The following is a 26,322-nucleotide window of genomic DNA, read 5'->3' on the forward strand; positions in this document are numbered from 1 at the left end:
TTTTTGTCTTCTGGTGTCATTGGCTTCTTGAAGGTTTCTTTCCATCATTAATTCTCTCGAATTACGCAGTGGAAGTATAGCCCCCCGTTTATTCGCGATGGATACTCGCGAATATATTTTCACTCTCACTCTCTTCTTGCAAAATTGGGATGCTCCCGCACGTTGCAACAAATTAATCGGCTGTAGGGGCGTATAACTGTACGCCACTACCAACGCATTTTTAACAAGAATTTTATGAAATGGTATTAGGAATACAAAGATTTAACCCACTCCCATTCCTCTATCAAACCCTCTCTCAGGGAGACTTGCGGTTGATATCCGAGAATTTTCTGCGCTTTAGATACATCAGCAGCAGTGTGACGGGCATCTCCCATCGCCTTTTCTATATGCTTTCTTTTGATTGGTTTCCTGACAATTTCTTCAATCGTATCCAAGACTTCTGCTAAAACCACTCTACTACCGCCACCGATATTAAAGATTTCTCCTACTGCTTGGGGTGCAGTGGATGCGGCTAAATTGGCGGCGATGATATCACTAACAAACGTAAACTCCCGCGTTTGCTGGCCATCGCCGTAAATAGGAATTGCCTCATCTTGCAAAATGGATTGAAAGAACTTATGAAATGCCATATCTGGGCGCTGTTTGGGGCCATAAACAGTGAAATAGCGCAATGTCACACAAGGCACGCCAAAGTTTTTGTGATACAGTTCACACAAAAACTCTGCTGCTAGCTTAGTAATACCGTAAGGAGAAACTGGTTGAGGACAAATTTGCTCGTGGGTAGGTAATGTTTCCGCATCACCATATACACTCGATGAAGAGGCAAACACTAACCTTTTCAGGTGTTTAGCATCCTTAGCTGCTTCTAGCAAAACTTGTGTAGCATTAATATTTCGTTCTGTATAACCTCGAAAAGCTTTACCCCAACTTGCTCTGACACCTGCTTGGGCTGCTTGATGGTAAACTACATCAACATCTTTTAGGAGTTTCTGCCAATCTAAAAACTGAATATCTCCTTCAATTAATGTAAAACCAGGTAACTGATGTAAGTGTGCAACATTGTTATGCTTTAACATAGGATCGTAGTAATCATTGAATTCATCAATCCCAATTACTTCTTTCCCTTCTTGTAGCAATGTTTCCGCAAGTTGAGAACCAATAAAGCCGGCGGCTCCAGTAACGATAATTTTAGCCATGTTGTCTATTTTGTTATATCCTGATTTATTTCTATATTCACAGGTTAATAATTATAATCAATAATCCGTTTTTATTTTATATTTTTATCAATCCATTATTTTAGTATTCTCACATACCAGATAATTAAACTAATATACTTGTATGTAAAACTGATTATTAATTTTATTTAGTAATTGCTAACAATAAAAATCATAATTTAACTAATTAATAAATTTAATTTTCAGAATAAATCCAGTTGAAATTCAATATATAAAAAGGTCAGTAAATTCGGAATAATTACAGTTAGACATGTCATAATAGAGTAACTTTATTGCATAGTTATATTGTTTTATGCATATATACTTATTAATAAGTGGCTTGCACAAGTGTGAGAATTAATGAAAAAATTGATCCGCGAGAGCTGCTAAGGCATTCTCGTTTCGCAAGGGACGCACGAGGAAATCAGTGAAAGTTTTAGTTGTAGGTAATGGGGGGCGCGAACACGCTCTGGCATGGAAACTGTTGCAATCTAAGCAAATTGAGCAAGTTGTCTGTGTACCAGGGAATGGGGGCACAGCAAGTATGGAACGTTGCCAGAACTTGCCCCTGGGAGTAGATGATTTTGAAGGCATGAGCCGATATGCTCTAGAACATGGCATAACTCTGGTAGTAGTTGGGCCAGAAGTCCCCCTGTCTAAGGGAATCACAGATTACCTCCAAGGCAAAGGATTGATGGTATTTGGCCCAGTCAGAGCCGGAGCGCAAATTGAGGCGAGTAAAGCTTGGGCAAAAGCCTTGATGCAAGAAGCAGGGATTCCGACGGCCAGGGCTGCGGTATTTACAGAGGCAGCAGCAGCGAAATCTTACGTCAAATCTCAGGGAGCACCAATTGTCGTCAAAGCTGATGGCTTGGCGGCTGGTAAGGGTGTAACGGTGGCTGAAACAGTTGAACAGGCAGAAAGTGCCGTTGATGCGATTTTTCAGGGACAATTTGGCAGTGCTGGTGAATTTGTCGTCATTGAAGAATGTTTGATTGGGCAAGAGGTGTCAGTTTTAGCGTTGACCGATGGGTTAACAATTAGACCCTTGCTGCCAGCTCAAGACCATAAGCGGATTGGTGAGGGTGATATAGGGGAAAATACTGGTGGGATGGGAGCCTATGCCCCAGCACCGATTGCTACGCCAGAGTTGATGGCACGCATTCAAACAGAAGTCTTAGAAAGAGCGATCGCAACCTTACGAGCGAAAGGCATTGATTACCGAGGTGTACTGTATGCTGGATTAATGATTGCACCCGATGGTGACTTGAAAGTTTTGGAATTTAACTGTCGCTTTGGCGATCCAGAAACCCAGGTGATTTTGCCACTGTTAGAAACCCCGCTAGAAGAGTTGCTTCTAGCTTGTGTACAACAGCGATTAAGTGAATTGCCGCCCATTGCTTGGAAAGGGGGAACATCTGCCACTGTCGTTGCAGCTTCAGGTGGTTATCCAGGAGAATATAATAAAGGCCAGGTCATTACTGGCATTGAAGAAGCAGAAAAAACAGGAGCAACTGTATTTCATGCAGGTACGAAATTGAACCAGCAACAACAAGTAGTCACAGATGGGGGACGAGTACTAAATGTGACTGGAATCGGAGAAAATTTTGAGCAAGCGATCGCCCAAGCCTACGCTAGTATCAAATATATTCAGTTTGAGGGGATATATTACCGAAGAGATATCGGTTATAGAGTTAGGAGTTAGGAGTTGGGAGTGTGGAGTTATTCACCATACCTAATGCCCAATGCTCCATCCCCCTAACATATTTGTCAAATTAACTGTTAATTTTTTAGTTGTTGGGCTTTATAACAAAGACTACTAACAACTTTATTTAAGATGCTAAGTCTGTTAAAAACAATTCGAGATGCGATCGCTAGTTGGTGGTCGGAGTTCACCCTCCAGACCAAACTGTTGGCTGTGGCCACAATGGTAGTTTCGTTGGTGATGAGTGGTTTGACCTTCTGGGCTGTAAATACAATTCAGCAGGATGCGCGGATGAATGACACCCGCTTCGGCCGTGATTTGGGGCTGCTGCTTGCTGCCAACGTTGCTCCCTTAGTTGCTGACAATAATCTGACTGAGGTTGCCCAATTTTCCCAACGTTTCTATAGCAGCACCTCTAGTGTGCGTTATATGCTCTACGCTGATGAAACCGGGGAAATCTTTTTTGGCATTCCTTTTTGGGAAGCTGAGGTAGAAAACTCCCTCACCATTAAACGGCGGATACAACTGCCAGAAGATTACCCTGGTGATGGGGAAAAGCCGATGGTGCGGCAACATATGACCCCAGATGGGACAGTCACTGATGTATTTATTCCCCTGATTGTCAATCAAAAATACTTAGGTGTATTAGCGATCGGTATCAATCCCAATCAGACTGCTGTCATTTCCACTAATTTTACCCGCGATGTCACTATTGCCGTTTTTATCACGATTTGGGTAATGGTGATTTTGGCAGGAGTAATTAACGCCTTGACCATTACCAAGCCCATTAAAGAACTGCTTGTAGGGGTGAAGCAAATTGCTACCGGGAATTTCAAGCAGCGCATTGATTTACCTTTAGGGGGCGAACTGGGGGAGTTAATTTTAAGCTTTAATGAGATGGGAGAGCGATTAGAGCGCTATGAAGAACAGAATATTGAGGAACTGACCGCAGAAAAAGCCAAGCTAGAAACCCTAGTTTCGACGATCGCAGATGGGGCTGTATTGATTGATAACAACATGCAGGTGATTTTAGTCAACCCCACAGCAGAGCGAATTTTTGGCTGGGAAGCCGCTGATGTGGTGGGCTGCAATGTCTTACATCACTTGCCCCCAGCGGTACAAATGGAAATCACCCGTCCTTTGTACGAAATGGCAGCAGGCGAGTGCGAAAGCGCCGAATTCCGAATTTTTATAAACCAACCCACTCCGCGGACGATCCGCATTCTCTTGACTACAGTACTCAACTTGCAAAGGGAAAGCATCAAAGGCATTGCGATTACTATCCAAGATATAACCCGTGAGGTCGAACTAAACGATGCAAAAAGCCAATTTATCAGCAACGTTTCTCACGAACTGCGAACGCCTCTATTCAACATCAAAACTTATATTGAAACCCTGCACGACTACGGCGAAGACTTAGCTTTACAAGAACGGCAAGAGTTTCTGCAAACTGTGAACCATGAAACCGATCGCCTAACCCGCCTAGTTAACGATGTTTTGGATTTGTCAAAACTCGAATCTGGTCGCAACTACAGCTTCGATGGCGTAGATTTAGCCCAAGCGATCGAGCAAACACTGCGTACTTACCAACTCAATGCCAAAGATAAAGGTGTTGAACTTGTTCAGGAAGTTGCTCCTAATTTGCCCCTGGTAATGGGTAATTACGATCTATTAGTACAAGTGTTTGGCAACCTGATTGGTAATGCCCTCAAATTCACAAAAGCCGGTGGTAAAGTGGCAATCCGAGCCTACCAACTAGATTTCATACCCAATCACACCCAATCTCCTCCAGTGCGGATTGAAATCTCCGATACAGGAATTGGCATCGCCACAGAAGATCAACACTCAATTTTTGAACGTTTCTTCCGTGTAGAAAACCGAGTACACACTCTAGAAGGCACGGGTTTAGGTTTATCGATTGTCAGAAATATCATCGACAGACATCGTAGTAAAGTCCATCTGGTGAGTGAAGTCGGCATTGGCACCACTTTTTGGTTCGACTTAGCCGCCTTTGACGAAAAAGCGCCACCCATATTGATTGAGCCTGTTGCTGAAGCATCCAAAATTACCACAGCTTGAAGGTTAGTGATTGTGTATTGGATATGGGGGATTGGGCATTAGTTATTAATTCATTCCCCATCTCTCCCTGCTTCCCTTTACTCTTTAGGAAAAACAAATCAAGATGTTGAAATAACGAATACTAAACAGACCAATAATAAACCTAATAGCAACAGCACAGCCTGATTGCGTTTTACCCAACTTTTCACAGTTACTGCAAAACTGTTAGTGTAACGCTGCTGTTTTAACTCTAACTTTGTCTCTTCAATATTTTGGTAGAGGGTACAGTCTTTGGCGTAGGGACGCTGCGGAAAATTGCAAGTATCATCAGCGTGATAGGTGCAGGTGTCGCACAGATACCCGTCCCCAGTGGCGCGGTGCAATGGAATACCGGGATGACCGTAAGCTTTGAGTGTTGTCCGGCAATAGGGACAACTAATAGCTTGATTCTCAACGAGCTGATGGCAATGGGGACAAGATGCAGTAGCCAAAACCTTTAGCGCAAATAGGTAAACACCTTGATTCTATCCATTTACAAAGGTAATGGGGAAATACATACGTAGCCTATTATTTTTGATTATAGCTAGCTCTCAAAATTGGCTATTTCATCAGCTTTTATGATGATTATTTATATATTCCTAAGTGATTTCTATCACTCAACATAATTAAGACTATGCCATAATCTAGCAAATATCAGGTCTTATCCCAAGTCCAATAATTATTTAGAGGTAGAAAAATATTGCCTTTTAATCCTGAGCTGTGCCGTAACGAAAGCGAAGTTGAAAGCAAACTCATAGTGCAATATTTGCTACCGCAGCTAGGTTATACTCCTGACACCTGGCATCAAGAGGTTGCCGTTGGTAGCATCCGCTTAGATTTCTTAGCATTTGCTGCACAGGTGATTCCCTTTGTCTTAGATGCCAACTCACCGCTGAGTGTCGTTATGGAGGCAAAGCATCCCAAACAAAACTTAAATAATCATGTCCTCCGGCTCAGGCATTATTTAACCAGCTTGAACGTGCGATATGGATTGCTGACTAATGGCAAAGAAATTAGAATTTATCAAAAATTTCAGACTGATATTCAATTAATATTTCAATGTTCTGGGAAAGAAGTTGAGCCGAAATTAGAGAAGATTAAAGATTTAATTGGTAGAGAGAGTTTAAAAGAAGGACAGTTCGTAGATAAAGCAGAAGTTCAAATCACTGAAAATAATTCCAATTTTGAAACAGATAGGAAACATTCAATGAAAATAATTGCGGTTTACCATAACAAAGGTGGCGTAGGTAAGACAACTACTGTAGTTAATCTAGCTGCTGCTATTAGGAAAAAGGGAAAAAGAGTCCTAGTTATTGATTTAGATAGCCAAGCCAATACTACATTTGCCACTGGTTTGGTCAAGTTTGATGATGAAGAGTTTGATGATATAAAAGATTCTAATATTTTTCATGTATTGCAATCAGAAGATTTTTATCCTATTGCAGAGGTAGCCAGAAAATCTAATTTTAGTAATCCAGAAATTTATGTAGTCCCTGCACACATTGATTTGATAAGACTAGAAACGGAACTGAATGCACTTGATTATAGCAGGCTAATACTGATTGAAAAGCTAGAGAAAGTAAAAAACCAATATGATGTTGTGTTAATAGATACACCACCTTCTTTAAACCTATATGCCAAAATTGCCTTGATAGCTACAGATTTTCTTATTATCCCATCTGATCTAAAACCCTTCGCTAACCAAGGATTAACGAATGTTAAAGAATTTATAAAAACTATTAATGGATTTAGAAAACAAATCAGAAAACCACCAATTGAAATCATAGGAGTTCTAGCTTCTAAAATATCAACAAATGCAAAATTTGTACAATCAACTTTAAAAAATAGACTAGAAAAGATTTATAGTCGATATGGTATTAACGTGATGAATGCTGTAATTTATGAAAGAGAAGATTTGGCAAAATGCGCTGAAAGAATTCAGATTGTTGGAGATATTGAAATAGCTGACCCAATATCAGTGCTAGATTTTAAACCAGACTCAACTTCGGCACATGAATTTGAGTTGTTAGCAATAGAAGTTTTGGAAAAAATAGGGCTGTCTTAATGAAATTAGCTACATCACTTGTTGCTGTAAAGAAAATTACTTCAAACAAAGTTCGTTCAATTTTTGCTGATGATGAACTAGAACAGGCTGCTCGATTAATTTTAGATTCTGAGGGCGTTATTAATCCCATAGTGGTTCGCAGAACAAGTCTTCAATCATACGAGGTTATAGATGGAGACTTTGAGTATTATGCTGCTGTTAGAGCTAGAGAGATAGATCCTCGTAAGGGCGAAATGATTGGGGTATTTATCATTGAGTCTGAAAATGAGGAGACTTTAACGAAGCAAGTTGAATTATTTAGAAAATCAAAAGCTTTTATTGCGAACAATGTATCTGCTAGTTCAGATGGTACTGAATCCCGTTTAATCAATACGGAATCACGTTTTACCAACACAGAATCTCGGATGACAAATCTTGAATCACGCTTTGAAAACCGCACTATTGAATTACAGACAGAGTTTAGGCTTGAAATTAAAAATATTAATGACAGACTCAAGGAAATTGAAAACCGAATTCCAAAGCCAATGGAACCATTGGAGGCACTTAATACTTTGGGTGTATCTGAGCTTACCTCTAAATTGAGACGGGTTGGTATCAATATTAAAATAATTGAAAAAATAATCAGTGAGCGTGACAATGGGAAATTCAAATCTTTTAGCAATGCCGTAGATCGGATCAAAGGCTTAGGTGACAAAACAATGCTAAAGATTATCGACAGTTTTGCAGACGGTACAGTCTGACTTTATTCTATAAAGTTAAAATTGGTGGCTAATATGGAAAGTCTGGAATCTAAAATTATTGAAATATTAAAACGTGGTACTCCCATAAGGGCAGTAAAAATTGCTGAAATGCTGGGAGTTGAAAGACGGGAAGTCAACCATTACTTATATTCTTCATTGAAGAATATGGTTGTCCAAGATAGTGAGTATAAATGGTCATTGAAGACAAATGAAATAGGTAATAATCAGCGTATCCCAACTCAACCCCGAACACCTCAAAATCAATCATCTAAATCTGTAGCGCAAAATAACGTATACAGTTTTACCAAAAAAGAGATTCGACAAGATACTCCGATTCTGCCAAATCAATCATCACAACCCGCCAAGCATGAAAAACTGGAGAAATTTCATCAGCAACATTTTCAACCAAACTCTCAAACTCCATCCTCACAACCTGTAAAGCAAAGTAATCCGTATGAAGTTGTCAGGAGAGAACTTGCTCAAGTATCTTCTGAGGAAAAGGTAAAAATTATAGAAAATGCTTTTAGACAAGATAGGTATGCAGAACTAGAAGATGAGCAGATAAATGCTCTCCAATCAATTTTAGAAGAAGCTAGGCGGGAAGTAAATATAACCAATAGGGCTTATACGCAAGGAAAACTAAGCTTTTGGAAGACTAACTCTTTAGCGATCGCAGTCGTATCCATAGCCTTAACTCTTGCTACATTCTTCGTGATTAGTCAATTGAGATCCAACTCAACTTACCAACCTACCCCAACTATTCCACAAAATAGGTAGATTTGCTAATTTATTTGCGGTTTCGCGTTAGCTTTTCCACATGAGGTAAAACTCAGTTGCACAATATGTCAATGCCTAACCCCGCACCTGTCGCAGTGCACTAAAAGCCTTACCTCGCAACCCAACTGGTAACAACGATAAGCCTAAACCAGTCCAAGCTTTAGTAGTCGAAAAAGACTGTCCCGCTAAAAGTAGCTCTCTGCCTTTCTGCGTTTCACCCTTTTCAATTAAACGCAAACCTAATAATAATTGCGTTTCAGTTAGACGATTTTTCCTGATTGCCTCTATTTTTTCAGACTCAAATTTATAATTTTCTAAATACCGGATTTTATCAAATAAGTAAGGAATGGCTCGATTGATACCTTGCTGTTCTGCATGGGAGCGATATTCCATCAATAATTCTGGTAAGTAATAGCCCTTTTTTCCAGCCAAAGCCAGACGCACAAATAAATCATTATCCTCACAATTTTGCAGATTTGGCTGCATATATCCTAATTCTTGCAATGTTTTACGGCGAAATAATGTTGCCCCAACTTGAAAGCTTTGCTGAATAAATACAACTTCCAACAAATTATCGACAACACCTGCTGGTAAATTCTTCCTACCCCAGCGATGAGAATTTTCTTGAGTTTTCGCCTCATCCCGCACATTGTTAATATCAATTATCCAATGGTCTGTACCAACAAAATCAATGCTAGAGTCTTGATCAAGAATAGCTCCGGTACTTACAAGGAAATTGGGTGTTAGCCGATCGTCATCATCAAATTTAATAAAATATTCACCGCTGGCAGCATCAAATCCAGAGCGCATATTATTACTTTTACCAATATTTTGCTGATGACGGATATATTTAATCCGCTGATCTGTGTACTGTGACATCAACTCAGGTGTACCATCGCTAGAACCGTCATCACAAACAATTAGCTCAAAGTCTTGCTCAGACTGATTTAGTACACTGTCAATGGCATAAGGAAGGAGATGAACACGATTAAAAGTAGGAATGCAAACAGTAATCTTAGGCATTTTATATACTAATAGCTGGAGCTATAGAAAATAGAAACTTTATATCAAGCGAGAAAACGGCAGTAGCTCCCCTTAAAAAAGGGAGAAAATAAATTAAAGTCCCCCTTTATAAGAAGGATTTAGGAGGATAGACAAGTCTTTGATAGATCACAAACAACTTTTCAAACAACCCCTAAGCTATTATCCCCAAATAATAATTAATAATATACACATAATTAAAACCTGGCAAAACGCTGATGATTTCGGACGAGTTCTTCAGCCTGGTGATATAAATCATACATAACTAATTTTTATACAGTCAAAATACTTAGCTGAAGTTGCAGATGTGACTTTAATAATTGATATTTCCTATTCCGCATCACCTCTAGAGCTTGCTTCTTAGAGTTGTCTATGATAGTTTGCTAATTAGTATCAAATACGATAGCCCTATCAAGTTACCGTACTTTATTTAATACTATCGTTGATATAGCCAGAGGAGTTGGGAGTTAGGAAGACCTGGATACTCTACTAAATATATGACAAGTAGGAAAGCCAGTTTTGCCGCTTGAGAAGTCGATACCTGGGATCAACTTGAATTTTTCAAGTAATCCAGAGTATTTTTGATCAACGAAGCGCCTGCTGCGATGCGATCGCTATGAACAAAAACACCAAAATACATAGCTAGTCTTGGATGGAAGCGGCTAATTTAGTTTCCTGAACTTGGTAATGAGGATAGCACCCTACAATGAATATACGTATGCAAACTATTCACAACCGTAAAGTCAAAGGCGGAGGCTAAACATTGGCACAATTCCAAGCACAACCTCTGGCTTTGTCAGGCTCTCAAAAAAATTGGGTCTTACTCGGTGTCGGACTTGGGGTGTTCATGTCTACTCTAGATGTGGGGATCATCAATGTTGCTTTGCCTACATTGGTACAAGCCTTTGACACTAGTTTCCCTACGACCCAATGGGCTGTATTGAGTTACCAGTTAGTCAGTTCCGGTTTAGTTTTGGGGGCAACGCGCCTGGGGGATATGTGGGGTAAAAAGTCCTTATATCAGGGGGGACTTGTTTTGTTCACTTTCAGTTCGCTGTTGTGTGGTTTTGCACCTAGTATTGAGTGGTTGATCGGCTTTCGGGCACTTCAAGGACTAGGTGCTGTGTTCATCTCTGGACTTGGTTTGGCAATCATCACAGAAGTTTTTCCCTCTTCCGAACGAGGTCGGGCTGTTGGTGTCATCGGTAGTGTAGTGTCACTGGGAATTGCTTTTGGTCCTTCCGCTGGCGGACTACTCTTAAGCTGGTCAGGTTGGCATAGTATATTCTTCATCAATGTACCGTTGGGGATCATAGCTAGTTTCTTAGTAGCTAGGGTGGTACCACCTTCTGTACGCATTGAGGGCAAACAGAAATTTGACTTTTTTGGAGCCATATTGGCTTTATTGACTCTGGGTAGTTTTGGGCTGGGTATGACGCTAGGGCAAAGCCAAGGCTTTGGCAGTAACAATGCATTGCTATTATTAGCGATCGCTGCCGTGAGTTTTACAACTTTTTTGGTAGTTGAAACGATCTTAGAGCAGCCACTACTGGAACTGCACCTATTTCGCAATCTTCAGTTGAGTATGGGTTTACTGAGTGGCTGGCTAGCATTCACTGTTATTGGCGGTTCGCTACTCATCGTCCCTTTCTTTCTAGAAGGGGTCAAGCAATATCCGACGGTAAAAGTGGGGCTGCTATTAGCCGTATCGCCTGTACTTAGTGGGTTAATTGCCCCACTAGCTGGAACACTTTCAGACCGTTTTGGTGCTCGACTGATCAGTTCAATTGGGCTGGGGTTGATGATTGGCGGCTGTCTAGGAATTAGCACCTTTGATGCTCAAATTACTGAGCTAGGCTATGTATCGCGCTATTTTATTTACGGCATTGGACTGGGTTTATTCCAATCGCCCAACAATAGCACTGTTATGGGAGCAGTACCAAGGGAGCGACTAGGGATTGCTTCTGGGCTGCTGTCTTTGTCACGTACCTCAGGTAACACGGTAGGAGTTTCTTTAATTGGGGCAGTATTTGGAGCGTTAATCGCTAGCATGTCTGCGGGCGCAGATGTCTCTGTTGCCCCTCCTGAGGCGATCGTTGCCGGGTTCCAAGGAACTTTTCGTTTTTCAGCCCTAATACTATGTGGGGCAGCAATTGCATCTGTTTTGAGGATCAGTAAGAGGCAGGGAGCAGGGGGCAGGGAGCAAGGGGGAGAATAAAAAATTACCTCTTTCCCCTCTGCTCTCTGCCTCTTTCCAATGCCCAATATTCAATTATCAATTATTAAGGAGTTAGATAAATGACAGGTAAATTAGAGGGGAAAGTCGCAATTATCACTGGCGCTTCAGCGGGAATTGGAGAAGCAACTGCGATCGCCTTGGCTTCAGTTGGAGCAACAGTAGTACTCGCTGCTAGGCGGGGCGATCGCATTCAGGCATTAGCAGAACGCATCGAAGCTAGTGGTGGTAAGGCATTGCCTATTGTTACTGATGTGACTGATGAAACCCAAGTAAATAACTTGGTAGCTAAGGCAAATGCGGAATTGGGAAAGGTCGATATCCTTGTGAATAATGCAGGGATTGCCTTACTCGGCACTATTGAAGCTGGAAATAGCTCAGACTGGCGGCGATCCTTTGACCTCAACGTGTTAGGACTGCTATATGCTACTCATGCTGTTTTGCCTTTGTTGAAGGCGCAAAAATCAGGGCATATAGTCAATATCTCCTCAGTGGCTGGTCGGACAGCACGGGCGGGTATCGGTGTTTACAATGCTACCAAATGGGGTGTGAATGCCCTCTCAGAAGCATTGCGCCAAGAAGTCCACAAGGACAACATCCGCGTCACCATTATTGAACCAGGTTTGGTGGATACGGAAATTGACAACCAAATTACCGATCCCGTTGCCAAACAACGGATCGAAGAACGACGCAAGTCAATTCAACCTCTGCAAAGCGAAGACATTGCTGCTGCGATCGTTTACGCACTCACCCAACCACCGCGCGTTAATGTCAACGAAATCCTCATCCGACCAACAGGACAAGAACACTAAAGCTAAAGGGCAGGCTTAACAGGCGTGCCCTTACTACGTTTGCGTACTCTCAAAATAGCACCGGAAATACCAAAAGCTAATATAGCCACGGTATAACCTGGTTCAGGAACTGCAATAATGCTCACCCTGTTGATGCCCAAAGCCCTATTTGACTCAGAAGTGCTGAAAACGAGTCGCGAGATGTTAGCAGTTTCACTGCGAATCCCAAGGAACAATGCCGAATTATCCAATGTTACTGAAGAAGTCCCCGGTACAGAGAAAGTACCCAGTAGGTTATTGGCACTATCAAAAGCTGAGACAAATGCGTTGAATTCTAAAATATCATCTACAGCTATTTGAGTACCAGCACCAAAAACAGGCTGATCAAAGTTAATGGTCAAAGGCCCTGGATTGCCAATGGCAGGAAAACCACTGTTGGGGTTAAAGCCTGTGAAGAGAAGAAAATCGCCATCAGCAAAGTTGGTCGGAATGCCTTTGGGTATAAAAGAGGTTTGAAAAACAAAAGGTGGGCTAATACCAGAATCATTAACTTGAGATACATTTACACCCAGACCTAAACCGCCTTCGGATACTGCTGAAAAGAAGTTAGGCAAAAAAGCCGAAGGATCGGGAGCAAAGGGATTGAACACTTTACCCAAACTTGACCAATCAATTCCGTCATTGCCACCGAAAGCAGCACGACTAGTTACTAATGTAACTGCTTTAACTGGTAACGGTAGAACTGCTATTAGAGTTGTAATTGCTAGTTTGGTGGCAATTGCTGGTAAATATTTGATTGAGAACTTTAATAATTGATTTGTCGCAAATGCCACAAAGCTTACTCCTTATTTCGTGGGATGGCATCATCAAGCTACTGCTGCCTGTAGTTAGTGCTTATTCTTAATCCTACGGAAATGGGAGTTATATAATAATTAATTTATCTTAAAGTTATAGTGAAATTACTGAAAATTTACAGAAAAGTAAATAGTCTACATTATGTTACTCAGCCGTAGCGACCTCGAAGCCGGAAATGAACAGACGAGACTATTAGAAGCATCACACTCTGGAATCAAGCTAACTACTCTGAGCAAAGATGAGTTACAGCGATCGCTAAAGCTTGTCTAATTTGGCTCATGGGTTACAGCCGTATTGACAACTGAGACGGGAGTAGTACTGATCCCGCGCACAAAAATCTCTACACAGGTTTCGATATAGTCCTCACAGCTATAGCTGCCTTGATTGAACTTTGCACTGCGACATAGCATTCCAGCTAACAGCATTCCTGTAAACATATCGACTGCCGGAAATGGATCAAGGTCTGCTCTGACCGTGCCTCGTTTCTGACTGGATTGCAGGTAAGCTACCAATTTTTCCCCTAAGGGCTTGGCAGCTTCTTGAATCACTTGTTTCGCTTCCTCAGGATGACGTTTGGCTTCTCCAATAAAGGTACGAATTAAGTCTTCCTGTGCCTCTAGCATACTATTGTAAAGATGAGCATACTGTCTTAAATCAATTTTTAGATCCTGCGTCCACGCTTCGGGGTATGCAAGGGCTTCTGTCTGAAGTGCCAAGGCATTTTTCATTACTGCTCCCAGAAGTAGTTCTTTGCTAGCAAAGTGGCGAAATAAAGTCACCTCATTCACACCAGCAACACGAGCTATTTCACGGGTAGTTGCTCCTTGAACACCTAAACTGGCAAATACCTGCGAGGCGGCTTCTATCAAACGTGTACGGGTGAGAGTTGATGAACGGATGGTTTTATTCATTTATGCTGGCAAGTACTTACTTACATCATAGGCGATGTAGAAAAAGTTGTTTTATTGGCGCAGCGTCCCTCCCGTACGAAAGGAAAGGTATCGCCATCCTAGCAGTCATCAGCCAGGCAGATGTATTTAAAATTTTTTGGCGTTGCAGAGACAGAGGGATATTTCGTAACTTTTAAAATTCCTCCCCTGCCTCCCGGTCACTGAGCGACTTGCCCTGAGCGTAGTCGTACCCCTCCGGGGAAGCAAGCTACGCGTAGCGTCCCGTAGGGAAGGGAGTCGAAGTGCTGCCTCCCCTGCTTGCCCCAATTCATCCCACCGTTCTGCAACGCCGATTTTTTTAATTGAAAGTCCCTAATGTTTTACTCATTTTAGTAACTGGAACAACTATCCCACTTCTCAAATAATGAGGTGCTCTTTGGATGGCAGTAAATCCCAGTCGTAAATAAAACCCTTCGGCATAAAGGCTAGCAGTTGTAATCACCTTATCTATTCCTTGCTCAGTTGCTTCGTCGCAAAAATGTTGAACTAGAGCACGGCCAATCCCTTTACCTTGATATTTAGGATGGACATACAGTCCGATAAGTTCATCAACAATGAAACTAGCAAAACCTATAACAACATCTCCCTCGATCGCAACCCAGAAAGTTTCCACTTTCATACTCTTCAAGATATTTGAACCATCAGGTTTGTCACGGTAATTACGCCAAGCTAAAAGTTCTTTTTGGGTGTACAAAGTTGCAGGCAGAGCTTTAATAGCAGCAATATGAATTGCACTCAGAACCCACGCATCTGTTTCCTGGGCAGGTCGAAGAGATATTTCGTTAGCGCTCATAGATTCAGGGCTGGGATTCAGATTATATGCTAGTTTGACTTTCTGATACAAAGATATCAACTTTGGTTATAAGAAATTTTAGTTGCGTAGGTGTAGACCGTTGTAGACATCGCAACATATTGGGGTTGGGGACTGGGGATTGGGTGCAAAATGGAAAAATTATGTTCCTTGCTCTTACCCACCACAAAATTTTAAAAAGCTTTTTCCCTGTACCTAGTCCCAGAGCAGCGTTCTTCCCCCAACTTGCCCAATAGTATAACTCCGGAAATATAAATTACGCTAATCTTATCGGCAAAAAGCATAACAAGCTTTAATCACCACTAAATCTATCGGCAAACCGTATATTATAGATAAAGCAATAAAATAACCGACTTCAAAAAGCAAATTTTGAAGTAATCAAGCAATATCTGTTGATATTTGTCTAATTTTGCCGTGTTTATTTGAATATCTTCTCAAAGCTTGCTCTCTTAGAGTGTTTACCAAGCTGGAAGACATTAGAAAGTCAAAAGGAGTGAATGTGATCAACGCCATACAGATTAACGAAAACTTGACAACTACAGGACAAGTCATACCAAAACAGCTTGAGCAAGCTATCCAAGAAGGTTTTAAGTCCGTTCTAAATCTGCGATCGCCTGATGAGCTAGGATTTTCTCAGGATGAGCAAAAAGTAGCGGAAGCATTGGGGCTGTATTATCAAAATGTTCCACTCAAGGTGGATCTGAAAAACTTGAATGAAGAGGTGATTACCAAAATCCTTACTACACTGGAACAAATCCCTAAACCAGCAGTTGTGCATTGTGCAGCCGGGATGCGATCAACTGGAATTGCGCTCTTAAGTATCGCTATCCAGGAAGGATTAACACCAGAGGAAACCTTAGCAAAGGCTCGGAATCTAGGCTTTGGATTCTTTGAGCACGCTGGCGTTAGTCCGCGATTGAAGCAATTATTTGTAGACTACGTTAACAAACACGCGAAGGTAGCTGTAGCTGCTAGCTGATCTTAGGTGTTAGTGATTTCTAATTGTTATGTCCTAATAGCCTAGACGGTTGCTATACAAATCATTAAATTAAAAACTGCTCTTGCTGAAAGTAGACAAGAGCAGTTTTTAATAGCAAAGCCCAAAATAAGAATTTAGGCATCTTCAAGTTCAAATTGTGCCACCGTAACGGCGTTAAAAGCGAAAGCTAAAACTAATGGCATCGGCGATTGAAACCAAAAGGTAAAAAGAACAGCTAGGATTGTGCCAGCTACTGCTGACATCGACCACAATCGCTCTTCAAAAGTCAGTCCTTTTTCGGCTTTAATCACTCTGAGAACGTGAACTGGAATTGGTTCCGGCATTACCCCACCCGGAGGGAAAGCCCAAAAGTTGTTACGTCGCTCGACAAATAAATCTGTCCAGCCATTTTCTTGGCACCATGCCTCAATCCATTGAAGTGAGTAATGATTCATCATCGGGTTTCGGAGTTCGGTTTGTGGAAGTTGTGTACTTGGTGAATGTAAACTCTTGGAGATTCCTGAAGAACTAACTAATCGCTATAAAATTAACGCTAATTATCGAACTTTTAAGCTTTGTTAAGCAATTGAGACGCATATAATCACGCTCAAATCTTGCTTTCATTAATTAAAAGACTAACAGTTGACCGGGGCTGTTGAATTTAAAAGACAATAAACTTTACTTGAAAAGTTGAAAGTCAAGAATTGTAAATAAGTCAGTGAGTATTACTGCTCAATAAAACTCTTTATATCTTAAAATTCAAATTTAAAAATGAAGAATTGTAAACAAATCAACGAGCGTAGGCATAGCTCATCATAGACATTGCTTTATCCAGCTAAACTATTCCTTTAGAGTTAGGAATTTCAAGTTTTACCTTTATCAATAGCGATAAGTTCTGCTAAAGCTTTTGAACTTTGGACAAAAAAGATGTGTTCGCGGACAAAGTTAGAATATCCGCGAACAATTTAACCGGATATCATAAATTACCTTAGTTATTTTCCCAACTGAGTTCGATGACTATAAATCCAGGAAAATTACGCTGCTTTTTGTTTGCTAAGTGTTAGTTTAGACTTCTGTTTGACGACAGATTACTTAGTTCGTTGCGTTTGAACTAAAATGATTGGAGCAATCGCGTTCGACAACAATAGCAGGCAAGGTTCATGAAATAGGAGTGGTTATATCTACTTCCTCCAAGGATGGTGGCGATTCAGAAGAACTAGTGCTACTTTCTGGTGTTGAAGGCTGATCAACTACGATTCCATCCCATGAATAGTTGCAGATTTTAGTGCGAAGCAATGTACCAAACGTCAGGTTAATTACCAGAGAGAAGGAATCGATAAAAACTAGATTCACAAAGCGATCAATCATAAAACCCCCTTAAGCTAAATTGAGCATTAAGTGATATTTGCTCTTTTACTCCACATCCCACAATCTCTTTTCCAGAAATGCATGGTATCTCAATACTTCTCAGTTAAAGGGAAAATAAGAAATGAGATTGCGGCTAAGGACAAGAGGTAAATTTTTAATTAATTTTATTTCTCAAGAAAGATGATTTAAATTTCTATACCTCTCTGAGGGTAAATAGAATCAAAGTGAAACTAGGAGTAAGATATGTGAACAAATTAAAACTTACTTGACTCAGAGAAAATATATGTTGAGTATACTTTGGGGTATTGTTGTTGTACTGATTGCTTTTTGGGCATTAGGACTGGCACTTCATATTGCCGGAAATTTAATTCATGCAGTGTTGCTTTTAGCTATTGGCCTTGCTATCTATAATTTTTTCAAAACCCGTGATGTGTAAATATAGTGGCTCCCGATCTGGTAAGGTAGGTTTTCAAAGTTACTAACCTGGGTAAAAAATATTTGAGTGTGCCTCAGTTGCTTAGGAAACCTACATATATGAGTGCTCGCTCCGCCAACGCCAAAGGCGAACGCTCCTAAAATTGCCGCTTCATATCTAAAGGTGAGAAGCGATGTCTACAACTCACTGTTCCGTGATGCGCTTTTTGCGTTACAAAATATTAAGCTAGGGAAATATACATCCCCAAGTCCGGTAGCAAGACTGCGAATCTTAATTAGGATGATCCAGTCTTGCTAATATTCAAATGCGGTAAGCTTAAATGCAGCGATTAGACACCAAATTGGCTCTCGATATATTTTGGCGGCAAGGGTTGGCATTCCTTCTAGGAATTATTATATGGTGCGTGGCTGATCCCGCACTGGCAGTAGACTGGACTCATCCACTGTCATTTAGCAATGCAGAGTTGTCAAGACGTGATTTTTCGGGTGAAAGTTTGCAAGCTGCGGAGTTTTCTAACGCCAATATGGAACTGGCTAACTTTGCAAACGCTGACTTGCGGGGAGCAGTCATGAGCGCTTCGGTGATGACAAAAGCAAATCTCCACGGAGCGGATTTAACTAATGCAATGGTTGATCAGGTAAACTTGACTAAGGCAGATTTGAGCGATGCAGTTTTCAAAGAAGCTCTTTTGCTCCGCGCCATCTTTAATGATGTGAATATAGACGGTGCAGATTTTACAGATGCAATTTTGGATCGGGCACAAATCAAAGAACTGTGTACAAAAGCCAGTGGTGTGAATTCCAAAACAGGTGTGCAAACTCGTGATTCTCTAGGATGTCAATGAAGCGTGTTGGTGTAATTGGTGGCGGACAACTTGCCTGGATGATGGCGGATGCAGCACAGAAGCTAGGAGTAGAATTGGCAGTACAAACTCCTAGTGAACACGACCCGGCCGTGTCAATTGCTCAGGAAATCGTTTTCGCCTTGGTAGATGACGCCAGTGCTACAGAAATATTAGCTAGAAAATCCGATGTCATCACCTTTGAAAACGAATTTGTTAACCTGCAAGCTTTATCTCTTTTAGCACAGCAAGGCGTTTGTTTCCGCCCCAGATTAGAAGCTTTAGCTCCTCTTTTAGATAAATATCACCAACGCTGCTATTTACGGGATTTGGGCTTACCAGTTCCTCGATTTTTCGCCCTTGACGAGGTCGAAAATATCAAATCAAAAATAGAATATCTAGGTTTTCCAGCAGTTCTCAAATCCCGACGCCACGGTTATGACGGTCAGGGTACTTTCATAATTCCGGATTTTGCTACTTTACAGCAAAAGCTAAGTTATGACAGCACAACAAAGCCTTTAAATCAATCACTTTTCTTGTTAGAAGAGTTTGTACCTTTTGAAAGAGAACTAGCAATTATTGCAGCTCGTTCTGTAGAAGGAGAAATTGTCACTTACCCAGTGGTAGAAACCCAACAAGAACAACAAGTGTGTCGGCGGGTGATTGCGCCAGCCCAGATTACGCCCAATCAAGTAGCAGAAATCCAAGCGATCGCACATACTCTATTAAATAGCCTAGAAGTAGTAGGACTTTTTGGAATTGAGCTATTTCTCAGTAGTGATGGCAAAGTGTTGGTAAATGAAATTGCGCCCCGTACTCACAATTCTGGGCATTTTTCTCTTGACGCCTGTGAAACTTCTCAGTTTGAACAGCACCTTCGAGCCGTTTGTGGTTTACCTTTGGGAAATCCGGCTTTGCAGTGCGCTGGTGCTGTGATGGTCAACCTACTGGGGTATGAAAATTCTCACAGCGACTACCAAAGCCAGCGTCAACAAATAGCAGAAATTCCCCAGGCGCACGTTCACTGGTATGGGAAGACAGAATCACGTCCTGGGCGGAAGTTAGGACATGTTACTGTTTTACTAGATTATCAAAATAGAGAATCGGCAACTGCGATTGCCCACACTATAGAATCTATCTGGTATCCCAGGTAAATTTTTCAGAAACTTTCGATGTTGAACACACAACATCTTTTTGAAAGCTATAATGAGTGAAGTTGCACTACGACGTTGGTGACTGCCATCAAGTTTTTTGATCTATGCCTTTAAAGACAAGGGAGTCAAACAGTTCTCGTGGCAGTAGACCGGGCATGTACCCGGAAACTTTAAACGAGGAATTTAGGTTCCCACCTGGTTAAACCAGGTCATAAACTTAGGTAAAACGGCGTCGCGGTGAACTTAAAATTATTAGCTCCCAAAATCAATTAGAATTTGGGAGCTTTAATTATTTAAATGATTATTACTTGTAGTAAAAACCAGAAATCCTAAACTAACGTGATGTCATGTTTAGTTGAGTACTTATTAAACTTGAATAATTCCACTCCGCTTGTAGAGACGTAGCAATGCTACGTCTCTACATTCATTTTTGGAGATGTATTTTTAACATCTGCTACCAGGTTGTTCAGTACAATATGTTATCGATTCCTTTCTCATCATAAAATTAATTCCTTCTGCCATCTCAAAATGAGTTAACTGACAGTAAATATTGCCATATTTTTGGGAAAACTAAATAGTGAAGTCTCAAGAATTAAGCCGTATGGTCAGCATTCCCGGATATCACGTTAGCAAAGAACTCTACAATGGTTCTCGAACCTTGGTTTATTGTGCTAATCGAGAAAATGACCAAAAATCTGTGGTGATTAAGCTGATGAAAACTGTTTATCCCAGTTTCATTGAATTGATACAGTTTCGGAACCAGTTCACCATCGCCAAAAACTTAAATCTACCTGGAATCATTCAAACATACAGCCTGGAAACCTATCAGAATGGCTATGCGTTAGTGATGGAAGACTTTGGGGGAATTTCTCTCAAAGATTATTTGACCTCTGTAGAGACGCGATATATCGTGTCTCTACAAGAGTTTTTACAAGTAGCGATCGCACTGTGCAATACATTAGATATTTTAATTCGCCATCGGGTCATTCACAAAGATATTAAACCCGCCAATATTTTAATCAATCCACAAACTAAAGAAGTTAAGTTAATAGACTTTAGTATTGCATCTCTGTTGCCACGGGAAACTCAAATTTTGATGAGTCCTAATGTGTTAGAAGGGACACTTGGCTATTTATCACCAGAGCAAACTGGACGAATGAATCGGGGAATTGACTACCGGACTGATTTTTATTCTCTAGGTGTAACTTTTTACGAGTTATTAACAGGGCAATTACCATTTCAATCGCACGATCCGATGGAATTGCTACATTATCATATTGCCAAACTTCCGCTTTTAGTACATGAGATTAATCCGCAAATTGCGCCTGTACTCTCATCTATTGTGAATAAACTGATGGCGAAAAATGCCGAAGATCGCTATCAGAGCGCATTTGGGCTGAAATATGATTTAGAAAATTGTTTACGTCAGCTAAAAGAAACGGGGGAAATTGCAAGTTTTCCAATTGCTCAACGGGATGTGTGCGATCGCTTTATTATCCCAGAAAAACTCTATGGTCGTGAGCCTGAAGTTGAAACTCTGCTCAAAGCCTTTGACCGCGTTACCAACAATCAGACGGAACTAATGTTAGTGGCTGGTTTTTCTGGTATTGGTAAAACTGCTTTGGTCAACGAGGTTCACAAACCCATTGTCCGACAAAGAGGTTACTTTATAAAAGGCAAATTTGACCAATTTAATCGTAATATTCCTTTCTCGGCTTTTGTGCAGGCATTTCGAGACTTAATGGGACAATTGCTCAGTGAAAGTGATACTCAATTGTCAACTTGGAAAAGTGAAATTTTACAAGTGCTGGGCGATCAGGGGCAAGTTATTCTTGAAGTAATTCCAGAACTCGAACAAATTATTGGTCAACAACTACCTGCAACCGAACTTTCACCAAGTGCAGCACAGAATCGCTTTAATTTACTCTTTCAAAAATTCATTCAGGTATTCACCACAAAAGAACATCCACTAGTAATTTTCCTTGATGATTTGCAGTGGGCTGATTCTGCATCACTCAAATTGATGCAGTTGTTGATGAGCGAATCAGGAAGTGGAGCTTTACTTTTAATTGGAGCTTATCGAGATAATGAAGTATCTACCGCGCATCCGTTAATGTTGACTTTAGCGGATATTTGCAAAGCCAATGCTACGATTCATACTATTGCTTTAGCTCCGTTAAATAAAGCTAGTTTAAATCAATTGATGGTTGATACCTTTAGTTGTTCAAGTGAAATTGCCCAACCCCTAACGCAACTCGTCTATCAAAAAACTCAAGGCAATCCATTTTTTGCAACGCAATTTCTCAAAGCATTATATGAAGATGGACTAATTACTTTTAATTTTGCTCAAAGTTACTGGCAATGTGATATTGCTGCTGTGAAGGCACTTGCTCTGACCGATGATGTGGTAGAGTTCGTAGCGCTACAGTTGCAGAAGTTGCCAACAGCAACGCAAAATGTGTTGAAATTAGCCGCATGTATTGGCAACCAGTTTGATTTGCTAACCTTAGCAATTGTTTCTGAACAATCGGAAATTGAAACAGCAGCATCTTTATGGAAAGCTTTGCAAGAAGGGTTAGTTTTACCTACTAGCGAAGTTTATAAATTCTTTCAAGATAGTGGGCATGATTGTAACTCAAATCCTCTAAATTCCAATTTACAAGTCCCTATCTACAAATTTTTACACGATCGCGTGCAGCAAGCTGCCTATTCGCTAATTCCAGATAAAGAGAAACAATTTACCCATCTTAAAATTGGCCAATTACTCTTGCAAAATACCTCTGAGTCTCAGCAAGAGGAGCGAATTTTTGAGATTGTCAGTCAGTTGAATTGTGGAATAGCGCTAATCACCCAGCTAAGTGAACGTCAACAATTAGCTCAGTTAAATTTGAATGCTGGTCGAAAAGCGAAAGAAGCTACTGCTTATGGTGCAGCAATTCATTATCTCAAGTCGGGAATGCAATTGCTGACAATTAATAGTTGGAAAATCGCCTATGAACTGACTCGAAGTTTATACGAAGAAGCTGCCGAAGCTACCTTTCTCAACAATGAATTTGAGCAGATGGAATCTCTTATCCAGGTTGTCATGGAAGAAACAACCACCTTACTGGATAGGGTGAAAGTTTATGAAGTGCAACTCCAAGCCGATCAGGTACGGAATCAATCATTCAAAGCGATCGCAACTGGGCGTGAACTTCTGGCTCAACTTGGGGTAACATTACCTGAATCAGTAACACCTCCAGACATTCAGCAATATGTAGTCAATACGCTCTCTACTTTGGCAGCCAGAAGTATTGAGGGCTTAGTTGATTTGCCATTGATGGACGATACCAAAGCTTTGGTTGCTTTGCGGATTATGGCTAGCATTGCTCCCGCCATCCATCAGGCTGCGCCTTATCTGTTCCCAATTATTGCCTGCGAAGAGGTGAATGTATGTCTTAAATACGGCAATGCACCACTTTCTGCACCAGGATATGCAGATTTTGGAATTGTACTTAATATTTGTAACCAAATCGAGTCAGGCTACGAATTTGGCCAGCTAGCTTTAATACTTGTAGATAAATTTAAAGCAAAATCTGTTCAAAGCATGACTCTATTTAAAGTGAGTGCATTGAATCAATTTAATAAACAACATGTTCGCACCTCAATTAGTTTATTACAGGAATCCCATAGTCTTGGATTAGAAACAGGCGATTTTTTTCATGTGCTGGCATCAATGATTTTCAAGTTATTTTATGTCTATTTAAGTGGCACAGAAGTTTTGGAAGTCTTGCTAGCAGATATCAAAGCTTACGAGTCTAATTTCGCCCAAAATCAGCGCTTATTAAATTGGTCGAATATAATCTGTCAAAGCATTAACAATTTAACCGAATCTAGCGATAATCCAGAGCGCTTCATTGGTGAAGATTATCAAGATGAACAACTATTATCTGCGCTCATTAAAGAAAATGACGAATTAACACTTCATGTATTTTTCCTAAGTAAATTAACACTCAATTATTTGTTTGAGAATTTTCCGGCGGCAGTTGAGAATGCAAATCAGGGAGAGCAATACCTCAACGGTGGCGCAGGAATGCTATCTGTGCCTGTTTTCTACTACTACGATTCTTTATCTCGGCTTGCTGTCTATCCAACGGCGGAACCATCTCAACAGGAGCAATTACTCTTAAAGGTTGGCGAAAATCAGGAAAAATTGCAGTTTCGAGCCAAATTTGCACCGATGAATTTCCAGCACAAATTTGATTTGGTGGAAGCAGAACGCCATCGGGTTCTGGGCGAAAAAATGGCAGCAATGGAACTGTACGATCGCGCCATAACTCTAGCGAAAGAAAACGAATATATCCAAGAAGAAGCTTTGAGCAATGAGCTAGCTGCCAAGTTCTACCTAAACTGGGGCAAACAAAAAATTGCCCAAGTTTATATGCAAGAAGCTTATTACTGTTATGCTCGTTGGGGCGCTAAAACCAAAACTGAGGATTTAGAAAAACGCTATCCTCAACTTCTGGCTCCCATCTTACAAGGGCAGCATCATCACTTACAACTGAGTTCAACCATTGATGGCTCGTCATTCCCCCATCAAACCATCCACACAAATCTTTCTAGCAGCAGTATTTCTGAAGCTCTCGATTTTGCCACCATCTTTAAAGCCGCACAAGTTCTCTCCAGTGAAATTCAATTAGAGCAATTGCTCGCGACTCTTTTGCAAGTGGTAATGGAAAATGCTGGAGCGAAAAAAGCTGCCCTACTTGTATTCGAACAGGGCAACTTAGTGGTTAAAGCTGTAGCCACCATCAATGAAGGGGTGACTCTAGTATCTGTACCATTGTCAAGCAGCCAAAACATTCCGATCGCATTGGTAAACTATGTCAAACACAGCTTAAAAACTGTGGTGCTGGATAATGCAACAGTAAAAAACGATTTTATTACTGACCAATATTTGATGCAGCAACAACCCAAAAGTGTGTTGTGTACGCCGATTTTGCGTCATGGCCAATTAATCGGGTTACTATATCTGGAAAATAAGTTGACGATTGGCGCATTTACAAGCGATCGCACCGAAGTTATCCAACTGCTATGCGCTCAAGCCGCCATCTCTCTAGAAAATGCCCGTCTTTATCAAGAATCTCAAAATTATGCTCATCAACTAGAGCGATCGCTACAAGAACTAGAGCATACCCAACTACAAATGGTGCAAAATGAAAAAATGGCAACCTTGGGTAATTTGGTTGCTGGGGTGGCACATGAAATTAATAATCCCATTGGATTTTTGAAAGGCAGCCTTAACAATGCCGAAGAGTATATTCAAGACTTACTCGCCCATATCCAATGCTACCAACAACATCATCCCACTTCTGCGATCGCAGTCATTGAGCATGGCGAAGAAATTGACCTAGAATTCTTGACTCAAGACTTACCAAAGCTCGTAAGCTCAATGAAGGTGGCAAGCGAACGGATTAAAGACATTAGCATTAGTCTTCGCACTTTCTCCAGAGCCGATACAACCGAAAAAGTTGCTTGTAATCTCCACGAAGGGATTGAGAGTACGCTGTTAATTTTGAAGTATCGCCTCAAAGCTAACGAAAAGCGTCCAGCAATTGAAGTTATCACCGAATACGGTAAATTACCACTAGTAAAGTGCTTTTTAGGACAATTAAATCAAGTATTTATGAACATCCTTGCTAATGCAATTGATGCCTTAGATACATCCACTGAGGGGCTTTCTTTTGCCCAAGCGCAAGCTAACCATCACCAAATATTGATTAACACCGAAGTATCCAGTGACCACAAGGTGACAATTTGCATCAAAGATAACGGTCAGGGGATGCCAGAGGAGATTAGAGCAAGGATCTTTGACCACCTGTTTACCACAAAAGAGGTTGGGAAGGGAACAGGATTAGGATTAGCGATCGCTCGTCAAATTGTCGAGGAAACCCATAATGGGCGGTTGAGGTGCAATTCTGTACTTGGTGAAGGAACAGAATTTGTCATTGAAATACCGGTGTTTTAACTACAGTGTTTTACAAATACATAAGGTACACCGCCTCCCCAACCCTCCTCTTGGTAAGGGGCTACGGTGTACACAAGTCGGAAATAATAGTTTGTCAAGGAATAATTGACGAGTACATTCTTTGTAGAGACGGCGATTTATCGCGTCTCTCTAACGTGTCAGTTTTTCAGACGCGTTGAAATCTGCTGTAATATTGCGATTTTCCTCTCAATGCATAAAGCTTCTAATTTTTCGGTAATCTGGAGGACAGCAATA

The 26,322-nt window shown here is 40.9% G+C and carries 21 protein-coding genes and 1 other RNA gene; 14 read left to right on the forward strand and 8 right to left on the reverse strand.

Translation table 11 applies throughout. The annotated features are described in order from the left end of the window. Nucleotides 1-245: 245 nt before the first annotated feature. Complete coding sequence (locus RM347_RS13800; RefSeq protein WP_322717154.1) at nt 246-1,196, reverse strand: NAD-dependent epimerase/dehydratase family protein; 951 nt, start codon at nt 1,194-1,196, stop codon at nt 246-248. 445 nt (nt 1,197-1,641) lie between these two features. Here RM347_RS13800 and purD point away from each other — a divergent pair, with 445 nt between their 5' ends. Continuing rightward, a complete protein-coding gene (gene purD, locus RM347_RS13805) occupies nt 1,642-2,919 on the forward strand; it encodes a phosphoribosylamine--glycine ligase (RefSeq protein ID WP_322717155.1) in 1,278 nt (425 codons plus the stop codon). 132 nt (nt 2,920-3,051) lie between these two features. Beyond that, on the forward strand, nt 3,052-4,998 hold the full coding sequence (gene nblS / locus RM347_RS13810; protein WP_322717156.1) for a two-component system sensor histidine kinase NblS: 1,947 nt from the start codon (nt 3,052-3,054) through the stop codon (nt 4,996-4,998). Between the two features lie 98 nt (nt 4,999-5,096). Here the strand turns inward: nblS and RM347_RS13815 are convergent, their stop codons facing one another. Beyond that, nucleotides 5,097-5,468: a zinc ribbon domain-containing protein gene (locus RM347_RS13815; RefSeq protein WP_322717157.1), complete on the reverse strand. Its 372-nt coding sequence runs from the start codon at nt 5,466-5,468 to the stop codon at nt 5,097-5,099. 248 nt (nt 5,469-5,716) lie between these two features. Here RM347_RS13815 and RM347_RS13820 point away from each other — a divergent pair, with 248 nt between their 5' ends. From RM347_RS13820 to RM347_RS13830, 3 genes are read left to right on the forward strand one after another with little or no spacing between them, the layout of a single operon-like run. After that, nucleotides 5,717-7,081 carry an AAA family ATPase gene (locus RM347_RS13820; protein ID WP_322717158.1) on the forward strand — a complete coding sequence of 455 codons (1,365 nt, stop codon included), beginning with the start codon at nt 5,717-5,719 and terminating at the stop codon, nt 7,079-7,081. Then, nucleotides 7,081-7,821: a ParB N-terminal domain-containing protein gene (locus RM347_RS13825; RefSeq protein ID WP_322717159.1), complete on the forward strand. Its 741-nt coding sequence runs from the start codon at nt 7,081-7,083 to the stop codon at nt 7,819-7,821. The genes RM347_RS13820 and RM347_RS13825 overlap by 1 nt, the downstream gene beginning before the upstream one ends. A gap of 33 nt (nt 7,822-7,854) precedes the next feature. Continuing rightward, complete coding sequence (locus RM347_RS13830; RefSeq protein ID WP_322717300.1) at nt 7,855-8,598, forward strand: hypothetical protein; 744 nt, start codon at nt 7,855-7,857, stop codon at nt 8,596-8,598. Nucleotides 8,599-8,673: 75 nt separating this feature from the next. Here RM347_RS13830 and RM347_RS13835 read toward each other — a convergent pair whose 3' ends face one another. Beyond that, entirely contained in the window at nt 8,674-9,621 is a 948-nt protein-coding gene (locus tag RM347_RS13835) for a glycosyltransferase family 2 protein (RefSeq protein WP_322717160.1), read from the reverse strand. Nucleotides 9,622-10,402: 781 nt separating this feature from the next. On the opposite strand from RM347_RS13835, the gene RM347_RS13840 reads away from it, so the two are divergent. Together RM347_RS13840 and RM347_RS13845 are read left to right on the forward strand one after the other, a co-directional pair. Then, entirely contained in the window at nt 10,403-11,857 is a 1,455-nt protein-coding gene (locus RM347_RS13840) for an MFS transporter (RefSeq protein ID WP_322717161.1), read from the forward strand. An 80-nt stretch (nt 11,858-11,937) separates the two neighbouring features. Continuing rightward, nucleotides 11,938-12,687, forward strand: a complete 750-nt coding sequence (locus RM347_RS13845; RefSeq protein WP_322717162.1) for an SDR family NAD(P)-dependent oxidoreductase — start codon at nt 11,938-11,940, stop codon at nt 12,685-12,687. Between the two features lie 2 nt (nt 12,688-12,689). Here RM347_RS13845 and RM347_RS13850 read toward each other — a convergent pair whose 3' ends face one another. Then, nucleotides 12,690-13,499, reverse strand: coding sequence for a hypothetical protein (locus RM347_RS13850; RefSeq protein WP_322717163.1), 810 nt, complete (start codon nt 13,497-13,499; stop codon nt 12,690-12,692). A gap of 163 nt (nt 13,500-13,662) precedes the next feature. Between RM347_RS13850 and RM347_RS13855 the strand changes: the two genes are divergently transcribed. Further along, nucleotides 13,663-13,791 carry a hypothetical protein gene (locus RM347_RS13855; RefSeq protein ID WP_322717164.1) on the forward strand — a complete coding sequence of 43 codons (129 nt, stop codon included), beginning with the start codon at nt 13,663-13,665 and terminating at the stop codon, nt 13,789-13,791. Here RM347_RS13855 and RM347_RS13860 read toward each other — a convergent pair. Together RM347_RS13860 and RM347_RS13865 are read right to left on the reverse strand one after the other, a co-directional pair. Then, nucleotides 13,788-14,432, reverse strand: a complete 645-nt coding sequence (locus RM347_RS13860; protein WP_322717165.1) for a TetR/AcrR family transcriptional regulator — start codon at nt 14,430-14,432, stop codon at nt 13,788-13,790. The two genes, RM347_RS13855 and RM347_RS13860, sit on opposite strands and share 4 nt — an antisense overlap. A gap of 337 nt (nt 14,433-14,769) precedes the next feature. After that, nucleotides 14,770-15,264 (reverse strand): GNAT family N-acetyltransferase, encoded by a 495-nt coding sequence (locus RM347_RS13865; protein WP_322717166.1) that lies wholly within the window; start codon nt 15,262-15,264, stop codon nt 14,770-14,772. 517 nt (nt 15,265-15,781) lie between these two features. Between RM347_RS13865 and RM347_RS13870 the strand changes: the two genes are divergently transcribed. Continuing rightward, a complete protein-coding gene (locus RM347_RS13870; RefSeq protein WP_322717167.1) occupies nt 15,782-16,261 on the forward strand; it encodes a beta-lactamase hydrolase domain-containing protein in 480 nt (159 codons plus the stop codon). A 134-nt stretch (nt 16,262-16,395) separates the two neighbouring features. On the opposite strand, the gene RM347_RS13875 is transcribed toward RM347_RS13870, so the two are convergent. Next, the gene (locus RM347_RS13875) at nt 16,396-16,719 is read right to left on the reverse strand and encodes a hypothetical protein (protein WP_322717168.1); all 324 of its coding nucleotides are present in this window, start codon (nt 16,717-16,719) and stop codon (nt 16,396-16,398) included. Between the two features lie 700 nt (nt 16,720-17,419). After that, the gene (locus tag RM347_RS13880; RefSeq protein WP_322717169.1) at nt 17,420-17,629 is read right to left on the reverse strand and encodes a hypothetical protein; all 210 of its coding nucleotides are present in this window, start codon (nt 17,627-17,629) and stop codon (nt 17,420-17,422) included. A gap of 265 nt (nt 17,630-17,894) precedes the next feature. On the opposite strand from RM347_RS13880, the gene RM347_RS13885 reads away from it, so the two are divergent. From RM347_RS13885 to RM347_RS13905, 5 genes are all read left to right on the forward strand, one after another. Continuing rightward, nucleotides 17,895-18,065, forward strand: a complete 171-nt coding sequence (locus RM347_RS13885; RefSeq protein WP_428850554.1) for a lmo0937 family membrane protein — start codon at nt 17,895-17,897, stop codon at nt 18,063-18,065. Between the two features lie 319 nt (nt 18,066-18,384). Continuing rightward, nucleotides 18,385-18,909 (forward strand): pentapeptide repeat-containing protein, encoded by a 525-nt coding sequence (locus tag RM347_RS13890; RefSeq protein ID WP_322717171.1) that lies wholly within the window; start codon nt 18,385-18,387, stop codon nt 18,907-18,909. Then, nucleotides 18,906-20,060 (forward strand): 5-(carboxyamino)imidazole ribonucleotide synthase, encoded by a 1,155-nt coding sequence (locus tag RM347_RS13895; protein WP_322717301.1) that lies wholly within the window; start codon nt 18,906-18,908, stop codon nt 20,058-20,060. The genes RM347_RS13890 and RM347_RS13895 overlap by 4 nt, the downstream gene beginning before the upstream one ends. A gap of 61 nt (nt 20,061-20,121) precedes the next feature. Continuing rightward, a non-coding RNA gene (gene ssrS / locus RM347_RS13900) (6S RNA) lies at nt 20,122-20,305 on the forward strand. A 356-nt stretch (nt 20,306-20,661) separates the two neighbouring features. Then, entirely contained in the window at nt 20,662-26,067 is a 5,406-nt protein-coding gene (locus RM347_RS13905) for a trifunctional serine/threonine-protein kinase/ATP-binding protein/sensor histidine kinase (RefSeq protein ID WP_322717302.1), read from the forward strand. Nucleotides 26,068-26,322: the final 255 nt, after the last annotated feature.

Source organism: Nostoc sp. ChiQUE02 (genome assembly GCF_034531305.2).
GTDB lineage: Bacteria > Cyanobacteriota > Cyanobacteriia > Cyanobacteriales > Nostocaceae > Nostoc.